The 13,682-nt window shown below is 52.4% G+C and carries 14 protein-coding genes and 1 riboswitch; of the genes, 5 read left to right on the top strand and 9 right to left on the bottom strand.

The features are described from left to right. Positions 1 to 56: 56 nt before the first annotated feature. The 3 genes from MJ257_RS19415 to MJ257_RS19405 form a co-directional block, all read right to left on the bottom strand. Complete coding sequence (locus MJ257_RS19415; RefSeq protein ID WP_240270800.1) at positions 57 to 746, bottom strand: ABC transporter ATP-binding protein; 690 nt, start codon at positions 744 to 746, stop codon at positions 57 to 59. After that, entirely contained in the window at positions 746 to 1,867 is a 1,122-nt protein-coding gene (locus tag MJ257_RS19410) for an ABC transporter permease (protein ID WP_240270799.1), read from the bottom strand. The genes MJ257_RS19415 and MJ257_RS19410 overlap by 1 nt, the downstream gene beginning before the upstream one ends. 133 nt (positions 1,868 to 2,000) lie before the next feature. Beyond that, positions 2,001 to 2,567, bottom strand: coding sequence for a TetR/AcrR family transcriptional regulator (locus MJ257_RS19405; protein ID WP_372489855.1), 567 nt, complete (start codon positions 2,565 to 2,567; stop codon positions 2,001 to 2,003). Positions 2,568 to 2,777: 210 nt separating this feature from the next. Next, positions 2,778 to 2,856: riboswitch (glycine riboswitch) on the top strand. 153 nt (positions 2,857 to 3,009) lie between these two features. Between MJ257_RS19405 and MJ257_RS19400 the strand changes: the two genes are divergently transcribed. Together MJ257_RS19400 and MJ257_RS19395 are read left to right on the top strand one after the other, a co-directional pair. Next, entirely contained in the window at positions 3,010 to 4,389 is a 1,380-nt protein-coding gene (locus MJ257_RS19400; protein ID WP_240270797.1) for an amino acid permease, read from the top strand. 81 nt (positions 4,390 to 4,470) lie between these two features. Continuing rightward, the gene (locus tag MJ257_RS19395) at positions 4,471 to 5,376 is read left to right on the top strand and encodes a helix-turn-helix domain-containing protein (RefSeq protein ID WP_240270796.1); all 906 of its coding nucleotides are present in this window, start codon (positions 4,471 to 4,473) and stop codon (positions 5,374 to 5,376) included. A 35-nt stretch (positions 5,377 to 5,411) separates the two neighbouring features. Here MJ257_RS19395 and MJ257_RS19390 read toward each other — a convergent pair whose 3' ends face one another. Genes MJ257_RS19390 through MJ257_RS19380 form a run of 3 tightly spaced genes read right to left on the bottom strand, consistent with a single transcriptional unit; the run spans position 5,412 to position 6,935 of the window. Beyond that, the gene (locus tag MJ257_RS19390) at positions 5,412 to 6,236 is read right to left on the bottom strand and encodes a DUF817 domain-containing protein (protein ID WP_240270795.1); all 825 of its coding nucleotides are present in this window, start codon (positions 6,234 to 6,236) and stop codon (positions 5,412 to 5,414) included. Then, positions 6,226 to 6,438 carry a helix-turn-helix domain-containing protein gene (locus tag MJ257_RS19385; RefSeq protein ID WP_178022174.1) on the bottom strand — a complete coding sequence of 71 codons (213 nt, stop codon included), beginning with the start codon at positions 6,436 to 6,438 and terminating at the stop codon, positions 6,226 to 6,228. The genes MJ257_RS19390 and MJ257_RS19385 overlap by 11 nt, the downstream gene beginning before the upstream one ends. Before the next feature lie 14 nt (positions 6,439 to 6,452). Continuing rightward, positions 6,453 to 6,935 carry a DUF2975 domain-containing protein gene (locus MJ257_RS19380; RefSeq protein ID WP_240270794.1) on the bottom strand — a complete coding sequence of 161 codons (483 nt, stop codon included), beginning with the start codon at positions 6,933 to 6,935 and terminating at the stop codon, positions 6,453 to 6,455. Between the two features lie 335 nt (positions 6,936 to 7,270). Between MJ257_RS19380 and MJ257_RS19375 the strand changes: the two genes are divergently transcribed. After that, the gene (locus MJ257_RS19375) at positions 7,271 to 8,779 is read left to right on the top strand and encodes a malate:quinone oxidoreductase (protein ID WP_240270793.1); all 1,509 of its coding nucleotides are present in this window, start codon (positions 7,271 to 7,273) and stop codon (positions 8,777 to 8,779) included. Positions 8,780 to 8,841: 62 nt separating this feature from the next. Here MJ257_RS19375 and MJ257_RS19370 read toward each other — a convergent pair whose 3' ends face one another. After that, positions 8,842 to 9,720, bottom strand: coding sequence for an alpha/beta fold hydrolase (locus MJ257_RS19370; RefSeq protein WP_240270792.1), 879 nt, complete (start codon positions 9,718 to 9,720; stop codon positions 8,842 to 8,844). A 154-nt stretch (positions 9,721 to 9,874) separates the two neighbouring features. On the opposite strand from MJ257_RS19370, the gene MJ257_RS19365 reads away from it, so the two are divergent. Then, positions 9,875 to 10,576, top strand: a complete 702-nt coding sequence (locus MJ257_RS19365; protein ID WP_240270791.1) for a MerR family DNA-binding transcriptional regulator — start codon at positions 9,875 to 9,877, stop codon at positions 10,574 to 10,576. A 37-nt stretch (positions 10,577 to 10,613) separates the two neighbouring features. Here the strand turns inward: MJ257_RS19365 and MJ257_RS19360 are convergent, their stop codons facing one another. Further along, positions 10,614 to 11,063 (bottom strand): MarR family winged helix-turn-helix transcriptional regulator, encoded by a 450-nt coding sequence (locus tag MJ257_RS19360; protein ID WP_240270790.1) that lies wholly within the window; start codon positions 11,061 to 11,063, stop codon positions 10,614 to 10,616. Positions 11,064 to 11,238: 175 nt separating this feature from the next. Here MJ257_RS19360 and MJ257_RS19355 point away from each other — a divergent pair, with 175 nt between their 5' ends. Then, a complete protein-coding gene (locus MJ257_RS19355; protein ID WP_240270789.1) occupies positions 11,239 to 12,075 on the top strand; it encodes an alpha/beta fold hydrolase in 837 nt (278 codons plus the stop codon). 43 nt (positions 12,076 to 12,118) lie between these two features. Here the strand turns inward: MJ257_RS19355 and MJ257_RS19350 are convergent, their stop codons facing one another. Continuing rightward, entirely contained in the window at positions 12,119 to 13,408 is a 1,290-nt protein-coding gene (locus MJ257_RS19350; protein ID WP_240270788.1) for an NCS2 family permease, read from the bottom strand. Between the last annotated feature and the right edge of the window lie 274 nt (positions 13,409 to 13,682).

Here is a 13,682-nt window from a genome sequence, read left to right as displayed (position 1 = left end):
TCGTATGCCTAGGAAATCGGGCCATCGAGAACTGGAAACTCTTTCTCGCAGATTTATTACTTCGCCAGTTCGGCCAACTTCAACTTGCCGTCCTCCATGTGGTACACCCTATCGCAGTAATCAAGCATGCGTTCATCGTGGGTGACCATGATGGCTGCGATCCGGCGCGTCTTCACTTGTTGCGAGATTAGATTGACGACCTCGTGCGCTCGCTTGGTATCTAGGCTGGCCGTAGGTTCATCGGCTAAAATCACGTTGGGATGGTTCATTAACGCCCGCGCAATCGCGGTGCGCTGCTTCTCGCCGCCGGACAGCTCATCCGGGAAGCTCGTCAGCTTCGCTCCCAGCCCTAATTCCTCCAGCAGTTGCACGGCAAAGGCTTTATCCTCGGCTTTCATTCTCCCGGACATCTTTTTGACCAGTAGCAGTTGGTCAAGAACGTTGAGATAAGGGACCAAGTTCGAGGACTGCATCATAAACCCGATTTCCTGCAATCGAATTCGGGACAACTCTTTATCGGAGAATTTCGAAATGGGCTGTCCATTCAAACGAACTTCTCCTTCGGAAGCTTGGAGCAACGCTCCGGCTATGGATAAAAAGGTACTTTTTCCCGATCCGGACGGGCCCACCACGGCGACGAATTCGCCGGGTTCGACATTGATCGAAACCTGATCCAACGCGGTGACCTTATTGCTTCCCTCGCCATAATACTTCGACACCTTGCTGATCTCCAACCCCGTTGTCATTATTCCACCCTCCCGAGCGCTTGAAGCGGATCGATTTTTGTGATTTTGAGGACCGACACCAGAGAGCTAAATAGGGCAATCATCAATAGGACAATGGAGTAAACCCCGACAAGCTCGCTCTCGAGCTTAAACGGCATCCCCTTCGGCATGACGGCAGCGGTCCCATAAGCCAGAAGAATCCCGATGACAATGCTGACGATCGAGAGAACAACCACTTGAGAGACAATCGCTTTGCTTAAAAATCCATTCCTTGCGCCGATCGCCTTCATAATGCCAAATTGATTCGTTTTCTGCATCGTCATGACATAGAAGAAAACGCCCAGCACAAATGCGGAAATCACGAACAAGAAGGCCAGCATCATCAGAATCGTGCCGTTCTCTTCTTTATAACCCGGCATGCCCTGTACTGCTTTCGCACGCGTAACGGTGTCGGTATTCGCAAGCTTGCCGCTGATCGTATCCGGATCAATCTCTGCTCCCTGCAACATGATGGCATTCACCGGCTCTTCAATGCCTTTATCGGAGCCTGGCGCAGCGAACGCAATGCTCCGCCATTCCGGCATCGGAATAAATACAGCCGGAAGGTGGTTATAGGTTTGATTCTCGACAAACCCCATAATCGTCAATGCCTCCGACGATCCGTCCAGCTTGAACGTATCTCCGAGTTTGAATCCTTCTTCCTTCATCGAATCGTTGACGATCACGCCCGTCGGGCGGTCACTCGACAGCGTCTCGCCCTCGGTCACCTCCGGCTCCAGGAAGCTGCCGGGGAGGACTCCCAGGATAGCGATATCCACCTTATCCTCATTTTTCGAGCTGTCGCCTTTCAGGGCCGTCGCCATTGTGCTTCCCATGGGAGCCGCCGCCATGACATTCGGCAGGTTCTCGGCTTCTTCCACCAACTGCTCGGATAATAGGGATTTGCTCATGGAAGACTGGGATCCTTGCTCGAAGACCACATAATCGGCTTTCATATTCTTAAAAGCTGACGCCGCCAGCGAAGATAATCCGTTCCCCAAACCGGACAGGATGAAAACCAGCCAAGCCATCATGACGAAAATAATGACGATCATCAAAAATTTCAGCTTGCTATGCATCATTTCTCTCAGGGCCAAAAACATGTAGTTCAACTCCTTACTCCAAATTTATGACACTAGTGTCGAATTGGATGCAACCTCCCATCGACTTCATCCATCTTGATTAAACACCATTTTGACACTAGTGTCAAAATTAAAATATGGAAGGGCTTCCCCTCTACTTCTTGGCCCCGCCCATCCATACTTGAAACAACATCTTGCTCCACTCGGGAACCGGTACGTTCATCATATTCGGCGTATTAATGAGATTGAAGAACACGCCGACATGTACAGGGAGGGGAATGTCTTCTCTGATCTGCTTCTCCTGCTGTGCTTTCTGAAACAGGCGGGTCAGCTGGACTTTAAGGAAGTCGTGCGCGGACTCGACATATTCAATATCCCTGCGCGCGGCATCCGAAGCCGTTGTTTTGATTTTGTAAGCATCGCCTAAGAGCTGATGCAACTGGAACTCCTCGAGATAGATGCCGAGCAGCTCCTGGAGGGCTCGCATGGAATCGGACTCGTCAAGGGAGGCAGCCTTCTCGAGGATCGCCGCGATGACGCGTTTCATGCAGGCCGCGATGATCTCATCCTTATTGGCGTAATATTGATAGATGGTACTTCGTGCGCCGGGCAAGTGCTGCGAGAGCAATTTGAGATTAAACCCGTCGTAACCGTGCTCCAGTACCAAACGTTTGGTAATATCCAACAACTCCGAATGGGAGTAAGATTGTTTTCGACCCACTGTCATCCTCCTTCTACACAACCGTGCGAACCTTTTTGCCAGGGGCACCTTTTATCCCCATGATCATTATAGTCCCAGTTTCGTGTCTCTTGCCACAAGAGATCCTCCGGACTGGGTAACACTTGTTATTGACAAAGCAATTATCAGGGAGTAGTATTTGAAAAAATCGAATATTCACAAGCTATGATGGCTATGGATCACACTATAGCCGGAGCAGCTTCTGGAGAGACCGCGGGATCCGCGGCGCCGAAGGGTTCACAATCTCAGGCAAAAGGACAGAAGAGCATAAATACGTCGATTTGGCAGGCGATTCGCCTAGTATGCCAAGTCCTATTTATTCTTTTTACGTTCCGGAGATTGGAGGGCATCCAGTCTCTTTTTTTATGCCCAGTTTGTTCATTATTTCACATGAGGAAGCTCATGACTTTAAGGGGGAATCAGTATGGCACAACAGGAATTAAAGAGGGATTTAGCGAATCGGCACGTTCAGCTGATCGCCATCGGCGGTACGATTGGGACGGGATTGTTCCTCGGATCGGGCAAAGCGATTCAGCTGGCCGGGCCGTCGATCATTTTTGCGTATTTCCTTGTGGGGATTGCCGTGTTTTTTGTGATGAGGGCGCTGGGAGAGCTGCTGTTGTCCAAAGCCGGCTATCAATCGTTTACGGACATTGCCGAAGACTATCTTGGGCCGCGGGCGGCGTTCGTTACCGGATGGACCTATTGGTTTTGCTGGATCATGACGGCCATGGCCGATGTGATTGCGGTGGGGGTCTACGTTCAGTATTGGTTCGATATCCCGCAATGGGTTCCGGCGGTCATCTGCTTGATCATTCTGCTGGGACTTAACCTATTGACGGTGAAAAACTTCGGGGAATTGGAATTTTGGTTTGCCTTAATCAAGGTCGTCACGATTCTCGTATTAATCGCCCTCGGAGTCGTTTTGCTGGTCATCGGATTCAAAACGGATGCGGGAACCGTGACGGCAAAGAACATTTGGGGACATGGGGGCCTTTTTCCTAACGGAATCCAAGGCTTCCTGCTCTCCTTCCAAATGGTCGTGTTCGCCTATGTCGGCGTGGAGCTGGTAGGGGTGTCGGCGGCAGAAACGTCCAATCCGGAGAAAAATATCCCGTCGGCCATTAATAAAATTCCGCTGCGCATTTTATTCTTCTACGTTGGCGCCTTGGTCGCCCTCTTATGCATTAACCCTTGGACGGGGCTGACTCCGGCGGAGAGCCCGTTCGTGAAGACGTTTAGTCTGGTCGGCATTCCGATTGCCGCGGGGATCATTAACTTCGTCGTCTTGACTTCGGCCGCCTCTGCTTGCAACAGCGGGATGTTCTCGACCAGCCGGATTCTGTATAACTTAAGCAAGAACGATCAGGCTCCCTCCCGGATGGCCCAATTGAACAAGAACCATGTGCCCGGGAACGCGCTGCTGGTTTCCACGCTGGTCATCTCCGTAGGGGCGCTGTTGAGCAAGCTGATTCCGGGGCAAGCTTTCGGCATCGTGACGACGATTAGTGCCATTTGCTTTATTTGGGTGTGGGGCGTGGTGCTCGTGTGCCATATTCGTTATAAACGTACGCGGCCGGAACTGCAGGCCAAATCCAAGTTTAAGGCGCCGTTTACGCCGTTTGTCAATTATGCGGTCCTCGTGATGTTTGCGGCCATTTTGCTGATCATGCTGTTTGCGGAGGAGACCCGTCCGGCCCTGTTGCTGACGCCGTTGTGGTTCATTTTGTTGTTCGTATTGCATGCGATAAGAAAGCGTAAGGGCCAGGCAACCCACGCGCCTTTAGAGCAAACCCATCAATAACGGCGGCTCCACCTTTGCAACTCGAATCAAATGAACGGAATTTTCCGGTGATATGATCAGGGTGAAAGGAGGAGGGCTTCCATGTACGAATGGAATGAGACGGTACAACGGATGGTGGACTGGGTGGAGACGCATATCTCGGAAGATACGTCTCTATTGAAGATGTCGGAGGCGCTGGGGTATTCCCCGTTTTATTGCTCCAGACAGTTCAACCAGTATACGGGGATGACCTTGCGGGATTATATCTGGACGCGAAGAGTCAGCCGTGCCGCCATGGAGCTCCGCGACACGGATCAGCGGGTTCTGGATATCGCCGTAAAGTATGGATTTTCATCGCAGGAGGCTTTTACCCGAGCGTTCGTAAAAGCTTTCCGGCTCACCCCCGCAGCCTACCAAAAGGAACCAAGGCCCATTCCCTTAGCGATTCGTCAGGAAGTATTCTCGCCTTATCACTATTGGATCAAGGAGCGGGATAACATGAGCGAAGTGCGCTTGAAGCCGGCGGAGATGAAAGTCGAGTTCATTCCGGCCCATAAGTTTATCGGGATCTGGGATTTGGCCGTCACCAACTACGGGGATTTCTGGGGGAACGGCCACTCGTGCGACGAAGTTAGCGGAACCTTAGAGAGCATGTCCAACCATACTCTGGAGGGGCAGTTGGGGCAGACGGCGGGGTGGTTTTACCGGGATGGGCAAAAAGGGTATTTGTACGGCATCCCGGTTCCCCTGGATTATGACGGGCCGATTCCGGAGGGTATGGAATGCCGGGAGATCCCGGAGTCGGAATACCTGGTGTTCTTCCATCCGCCTTTCGACTACCTCAAGGATAACGGAGCGGTGATGAGTACGGTGGAGGAGGCCGCTTGGAGCTTTGATCCCGGCCGTTTGGGGTTCGAATGGGACGAGGAGATCAAACAGGACTACCAACGGCATTACCCGGAAGGTTACGGGTATGCCGTACTGCGACCGGTTAAGAAGAAGGGCTAAATGGGAAAGGCCATCCTGCTGGGATGGCCTTTTGCTTATTCTCGCCGACCCTTCACCCGCTTCAATGCCGCAACGATCAGGAAGCTGATAATGACGAGCAGAAGCCAGGAGCTGATCTTGCCGAGATGGACGAGGTGCCAGCCGTCGGATTGGTTCGGATATCTCCAGGCGCTGAAGAACGTGGCGACATTTTCCGCGACCCAGATAAAGAAGCCGATCAGCACAAAGGAGAGGGATAACGGCATCCGGTAGGTCTTGCCGCCTACCTCGTAGGTGACCCAGGTGCGCCAGAAGACGAGCAGCACCAGCGCCGACAACCACCAACGAACATCGATCCAATAATGGTGGGTGAAGAAATTCAGGTAAATCGAGGCGGCCAGCGGGACGACCAGCCAGAGCGGGGGAAAGCGGACCAGATCCACCTTCAGGCGCCGCCAAGCTTGGCACAGATAACTGGCCACGCTGGCATACATGAACCCGCTGTAGAGGGGGACGCCGTTCACTTTCGTCCAGCCTTCCTCGGGATACGCCCAAGAACCCATGTGGACCTTGAACATCTCCAGCGCCAGGCCGATCAAGTGGAAGACTGTAATGACCTTCAGTTCGTCGCGGGTTTCGAGGCCGGACCGCACCATCCAGACCTGCATGGCGAGGCAGATCAGCAGCAGCCAATCATAGCGGGGGAGCCAAGGCAGCGGAAGGAACTGCGTCAATGCCAGCGAGGCAAAAATCACCACGGGGAACACGCAGGATAACGCCTGTTGCCAGCCGAAGCGAACCAACTGCCGAAGGGCATGCCCGAGTCGTTTACCCACGCGCAACTCCCCCTTTTTAAGAGATGGACTTAGGCTACTCCTCATCGTTACGGTACTCCATAATATCACCGGGCTGACAATCCAGGGCCTTGCATATCGCCTCCAGGGTGGAGAACCGAATGGCCTTGGCCTTCCCGTTTTTCAAAATAGAGAGGTTCGCCATCGTGATGCCGACCTTCTCCGAAAGCTCCGTGACGCTCATTTTCCGTTTCGCCAGCATGACGTCAATGTTGATGATTACGGGCATGGGATTCCTTCACCTCAGATCGTTAAATCGTTTTCCGATTTGATGTCGATAGCATTTCTTAAGAGCCTTTGAAGCACGGCCGCAAAGACGGCGATGACGAGGGAAGCGAAACAGATGACCAGTCCGAGAGCGGCGAGCCCCGGTGCATCGTCCTTCTCCGCAATGATGAACAGGATCGGCAAGATAACCGCATACAAGATGCAGATGGCGATCGCGCAGTTTCTAATGCTCTTTAAAGCCTTCACCGAGGCTTCGGAGAATGCGGTATTCTTATCGATATAGCTTAACAGCTTCAGCGTCTGATACAGCGCAAAGAAAAAAGGAATGGCCGAAGCGTACATGGGAATGAGCAGGGTGAGGTAGATGAATGGCGGATAATACTCCACCAAATCTTTGGCGATCGTGGGTACCCCTAGCGCGCATACGGCAAGGATCGCGATGCCCATCAGAAAAACGACACCCCTTAAGAAAAGGGTAGAGCCTTGTTCACGTTTCATATCGAAATAGCACCTCGCGTAGGTTTAGTGTCGAAGTTAATTTATCATGTTTTTTATCGATAATCAATAAATATTTATTAATAAATGGGATGTATGTATCGAAAAAGAATAATTGCGGGGGATGTGCCCGATAAGTTCTTTTTGGATGGCTTAAAAAAATCAATTATTAATATCTAAGAAATAAATATTTCAATCCCTCAGTATTGTTGATACACTAAAATCAAAGCAATTTTTACGGAAAAGGTGTGGGCCGGCTCGTCTCGAGACATGAAGCGAGGGCAAAACGAGAGCGCTTACATCCTTTCAGCAAAATAAGGGCATAAGGGACGGTAAACATGAATCACGGACAAACAAGTACAGATGTTATTTTGATTGGTGCCGGAATTATGAGTGCGACGTTGGGGACCCTGCTGAAAGAATTGGCGCCGGACTGGAACATCACGGTGTTTGAACAACTTGGCCGGGCAGGGGAGGAAAGCTCGAACGAGTGGAATAATGCGGGAACCGGTCATGCGGCTTTGTGCGAATTGAATTACACCACCGAGCGGCCGGACGGAACCGTCGATATTAGCAAAGCGGTTAAGGTGAATGAACAGTTCCAGGTTTCCAGGCAGTTTTGGGCCTATCTGGTTCAGCATCAACGGATCCGAAATCCGCAGGATTTCATCATGCCGCTGCCTCATATGAGTTACGTGCGCGGGGAGCAGAACGTCGAATTTTTGAAGAGACGTTACGAAGCCTTATCCGCTCACCCGCTGTTCCAAGGGATGGAGTTCTCCAAAGATCCGGGGAAGCTGAGGGAATGGGTGCCGCTGATGATGAAGGAACGGAAAGGCGAGGAGCCGATTGCCGCGACGAAGATCGATTCGGGCACGGACGTGAACTTCGGAACCTTAACGCGGATGCTGCTGAATCATTTAAAGGAACAGGACGTGGATATCCGCTACAAGCATAGCGTGAAGAAGCTGAAGCGGACGCCGGACGGGTTATGGGAATTGAAAGTGAAGGACCTGAGCAGCGGTGTGACCCAACGCTATACCGCCAAGTTCGTCTTCATCGGCGCCGGCGGCGGGAGCTTGCATTTATTGCAAAAATCCGGCATCCCGGAAGGAAAGCAGATCGGCGGTTTTCCGGTCAGCGGACTGTTTATGGTGTGCAACAACCCGGAAGTCGTCCGGCAGCACCATGCCAAGGTCTACGGCAAAGCTTCGGTCGGGGCTCCGCCGATGTCCGTTCCGCATCTGGACACCCGGTTCATCGACGACCAGAAGGCGCTCTTGTTCGGGCCGTTTGCCGGCTTCTCGCCGAAGTTCCTCAAGACCGGCTCGATGTTCGATCTCATCACCTCCGTCAAGCCGCATAACCTTCTCACGATGCTGGCGGCCGGGGTGAAGGAGATGTCGTTAACCAAATACCTGGTTCAACAGCTCATGTTGTCCAAAGAACAACGCATGGAGGAATTGCGGGATTTTGTCCCGGGGGCCAAGAGCGAGGATTGGGATCTGATCGTCGCCGGTCAGCGGGTGCAAGTCATCAAGGATACGGTGGAAGGCGGCAAAGGCACGCTGCAATTCGGCACCGAGGTGGTCAGTGCCGCCGATGGCTCGATTGCCGCATTGCTTGGTGCTTCCCCGGGGGCCTCGACCGCGGTCCACGTCATGCTGGAGGTTATCGAGAAATGCTTCCCGCAGCAGCTCGAAGCCTGGAAGCCGAAGATCAAGGAGATGATCCCTTCCTACGGCTTGTCGCTGAGCGAGCACCCGGAGCTATTCCGTACCCTTCATCAGGCAACCGCGCAGGCCCTTGGATTATCGGAAACCAAACAAGCCGTTTCGGTATCCTAATTTTATCTATTCTTAGATTGAAAGAGCTAAGCAGCGTAAACCCGTGCTTAGCTCTTTATTTATTATTTCAACAAGGTAGCGGCCAACCAGGGCTTAATAAGAGGCAGCACGGTCTCGGGCTGCATGGCCTTCGTGTGGTCCATATCCTTCCCCGGTAAGAGCGCCACATCCCAGCCGAGCCGGCGTAAGGCTTGTTCGTTCTTGCGTAACCGCCCCGCGATATCGACGGTCACGTTCCCAAAATTCTCGCCGTATTCGATTCGGTCCGCTTCGCCGGCAAAGGCGAGCCTCGGCAGGGTTAATTCCTGCTGTACGGAGGTGTCGTCGAAATCGGACAAGCTTTGGTACAGGGTCAGAAATTGCTTCGTTTGATTCGGATCGAGTGCCACTTGAACCTGCTCCCAATCGATTTCTTCCGGGCTGCCGAAGTCCTGCATTGATTCCTTAGGGGACGGGGAGGGGTGCAGCGCCTGTTCATGGGTTTTGGCGGTGACCGTCAACATTTCCCGGTAAGGTCCTTCATAAGGCGGAAATCCCCCCATGACCAAACTTTCCAGCCGGTTTGTCCGAATCGCCAGCTGCAGGCCGGCCAGCGCCAGCCAGGAATAGCCGTAATAACTGAACGTTTCGACCCGCATTTCGTCGGCGATGCGCAAGAAATCGAGCGCTATAGCATCCGGCGTTAAACGATCGGGTAGGGGATGTTGAAACCGGTGGCCTTCGTAATCGAAATGCAGAACCTGAAAGAGATCGGACAAGCCTTCCACGAAGTGCTTGCCTAACTCGGGGTCGACGCCCCACATTATGAGACTTTCCGCTTCATGGCCGGAGACGGATTTTTTGGCTATAGGCAGCATGATGATTTTGCCGCCGGGTTTCCCGGTGAGGCCGACTTCCAACGTCGAACCGTCGGCTAAGGTGACTAGCTTGAATGGATTCATTCAGATCGCTCCCTTTACATGTGATACCTTCAGCATATAACATTCATGCAATCTTTCGGTTTGGAGCCGAGATTTCCCGGTGTTATGATGGTTTTAGCGGCATGACATTAACGTAGCACTTGAAGGTTTTACTTTAACTAGGGAGAGTGGGCAGATGCAAGAGGCCTATACGCCTGCACAAATTGCGGAGCGGCTGAACGTAAGCACAACCACGTTAAGGAGATACGAAGAACAGGGGCTGATCCCGGAGGTCTTGCGAACGGCGGGCAACCATAGAATCTATACGACGACCCATCTCCAAGCGTTTATTGCGATCCGGTCGTTGTTGGCCGGTTACGAGATCCCCGTAGTCTATCAGGCGATGCGGAACATCAAACAGGGCAGCGTCACGGAGGCGTTGTGGCTGTTAAATCACCAACTGTATCTCGTCCAGGAAGAGAAGCAGCGCGTGGAAGAGCTGTTAACCCTGATTCGGGAAGCGGATTTCCGTTCCTATAAGAACCGGAAACTGACCGAAGCGATGACGATCGGGAAGGTGGCGGAGCTGGCGGGGGTGAATCCCTCAGCGATTCGTCATTGGGAAAAGGAGGGGCTAGTCACCTCGATACGGCACCCGGAGAACGGGTATCGCATCTTTTCCGTACCGGAATTGCGGAAGATCCTGGTGATCAGCAGTTTGCGCAAAACGATTTATTATATCGAGAACCTGCGGGAGATTCTGAATGACCTGGAGGCAATGCGATTCTCCAAAATCGACCGTTCCTTGCAGATCGCCCTTGAGAAACTAAACCAAAAGCTTCTGATCCAGTATCAAGGAATCGCGGAGCTGATGGCTTATATCCAATGTCTCTCGTAATTCGAGCATCAGGAAGGAACGGACGTGGAGCGTTTATTTATTTCTTCGACGAGGCATTGACCTGCTGAAGCAACTGGACGATGGTGTCATTCAGCCGGTTTAGCTCCTCAGGTTCCATCGCCGAAGCATCAAGCAGAGATTGCGGAACGCAGGCCGCTTTCTCTTGCAGCGCTTTGCCCTTCGGCGTAATAAGCACATTCACCACGCGCTCGTCGGCGGAATCGCGGTGTCTTTCAATGAGCCCCGCGGCTTCCATCCGCTTCAACAAAGGCGTTAAGGTGCCGGTGTCCAGATCCAAGGCTTCTCCGAGCTCCTTAATGGTGCTCTTCTCCTTCTCCCACAAGTTGACCAGGACCAGATATTGCGGATATGTCAGCTCCAGCTCATCCAAATAAGGGCGATACAGACGCAGGATGGCCCGGGAGCAGGCGTACAGCGAAAAACATAGATGTTCCCCCAACTTCAAGCTTGGCTCATTCGTTTCCATGATGCACCTCGATTGCCTTTAATGTAAGTTTACAAACATCATAACAGATGCGGAAAAAAGAAACTATATTTTTTACAATTTAATTGTTGACAATATTATGCGAGGTGGGTAAGATGTGAATATAAAGATTTTGCACAATATAATTTTGAAAAACTAAAATGTGGAGGGATTTGCAATGGCAAAGGTAACGGTTGGTCAAGAGAATGGAATTCCGGTGGAGCTTCATTACGAGGATGTAGGTTCGGGGAAACCGGTGATTTTGATTCACGGTTGGCCGCTTAGCGGAAGATCATGGGAGAAGCAGGTGCCCGCTTTGGTGGAAGCCGGCTACCGGGTGATTACGTATGATCGCCGCGGCTTCGGTCAGTCCTCGCAGCCTTGGAACGGGTATGATTACGATACCTTCGCTGCCGATCTGCATCAATTGATCCTATATCTGGGCTTACGCGATGTCACGTTGGTCGGATTCTCGATGGGCGGCGGGGAAGTGGCCAGATATATCGGGACCTACGGTACGCAGCGAGTCAGCAAAGCGGTTCTGGCCGGGGCGGTTCCGCCGTATCTGTACAAATCTGCAGATAACCCGGATGGCGGGTTTGATGATGCAGCCATTAAGGGATTCCAGGACGGCGTGAAAGCAGATCGGCTGGCTTTCCTGGACGACTTCACGACGAACTTCTTCGCGGCAGGAGGCCGAACCGACCTGGTAAGCGAACCGTTCCGCTTGCATAACCGTGACATTGCCGCTTTCGCCTCCCCGAAAGGTACGCTGGACTGCATTTCGGCATTCAGCTACACGGATTTCCGAGGCGATTTGGCCAAATTCAACGTGCCGACGTTGATTCTCCACGGTGATTCGGACGCGATCGTGCCGGTAGAAATCAGCGGCCAAAGAGCGCATGAACAAATCGCCGGCAGCCAGCTAGTGGTCATCAAGGGCGGCCCGCACGGTTTTAATGTGACGCACGCCGACGAGTTCAACGCGGCTTTGGTGAAATTTCTGCAAGGATAAATAAATGAAGGGCACCCGTCAGGGTGCCCTTTGTATTGTTCTTCTATAGAACCGACTGCAGCAGGAAGTTGGCCAGGAACAGGAACGAGATGACAAACATGGAGATCGACAGCTGTTCCCGCTTCTTCGAAAACATCTTGAGCAGCGGATACGCGATAAAGCCAAAGGCGATACCGTCGACAATGCTATACGTTAAAGGAATCATCAGAATCACGAGAAACGCGGGAAACGCTTCGGAAAAATCGCTGAAATCGATCTTCGTGATATTCGTCAGCATGAGTCCGCCGATAATGATCAAGATCGGAGCGATTGCGGCGTCCGGGATGATTTTGATCAAGGGCATAAAAAACAACGAGCCCAGGAACAACAACCCGGTCGTCACCGAGGTTAACCCGGTTCTACCGCCTGCGGTAATGCCGGCCGCCGTTTCGACCGTCGAGACCGTCGGGCTGGTACCCAAGAGGCCGCAAGCCACCGTGGATATCGACACGGCTTTCATCGATTTCCCGTTCTTCTCCGGAGCGTGCAGCATGCCGTTCACCTGGGAATGGACGAGCCCGATATTTTCGAAGACCAGCACGAGGACCAGCGAGAAGCAACCCGTCAAGAACGGAATGCTGGCCATATGGCGGAAGTCCGCGCTCATCCAGACGTCGCCGTAGCTTTGAAACGAGATCGACGAGGATGCGAATGAGCCCAAATCGACGATTCCGAACAACCAGGCAACCAGCGTTCCCGCAATAATGCTGATGAGAAAATTCCCGGGAACCTTCTTCAAGAACAGGAACAGCGTAAGGATCAGATTGATGATCGAAGCCAGAACCAGCGGGGCCGATAAGTCGCCGAGCGCCACAAAGTGGCTGGTGTTGCCGGTGACGATGCCGCTCTTCTGCAAGCCGATAAAGGCAATGAACAGTCCGATTCCCACGGAAATGGATTCCTTCAGGGAAGCCGGAATGGCCCTGGAAATCAGGGAGGACAAGCCCGTAAAGGCGACCACGACGAACAGGATACCCGCAAGCACCGTGGCACCCAAGGCTTCCTGGTAGCTGAGTCCCATCGAACCAACGATCGTATAGGTAAACAAGGCGTTGATCCCCATGCCGGGGACGAGAATTAACGGCGCGTTCGCCACGAACGCGACCAGCAAACAGCCGACAAGCGAAGACAGCACGGTGGCCAAGATGCCGGCCTCCAGCGGAATCCCCGCATCCTTCAGGATATTGGCGTTGACGGCGATAATGTACACGATGGAGAAGAACGAGGTCAATCCTGCGACGAGTTCTTTTCTCACGTTTGTTTGGTGTTGCTTAAGCTGAAATACTCCTTTCATTGATGAATCACACTTTCAAAATATCCCTCTCCCACCCGCATCAAACGAAGCAAACTTATTTCTTTCGTTTATGCCAGAGGCTATTATACCACGGTTTGTGATGGATTGCCTTTTACAAGTTGTTCCTTGGTGCCGATGGATGACCGGCGGCAGCCAGACCCGAGACGAATGAGACTTAAGTCCCGTAAAAAAATAGGACCAAACTACCGATAACAAGATGTGTCAACATCATGACATTTTTTACATCAGGAGGGAAACATGAAGAGGAAAAGCA

It is taken from the genome of Paenibacillus timonensis (assembly GCF_022427145.1).
GTDB lineage: Bacteria > Bacillota > Bacilli > Paenibacillales > Paenibacillaceae > Fontibacillus > Fontibacillus timonensis.
This window is presented reverse-complemented; position numbering and strand designations above follow the sequence as displayed.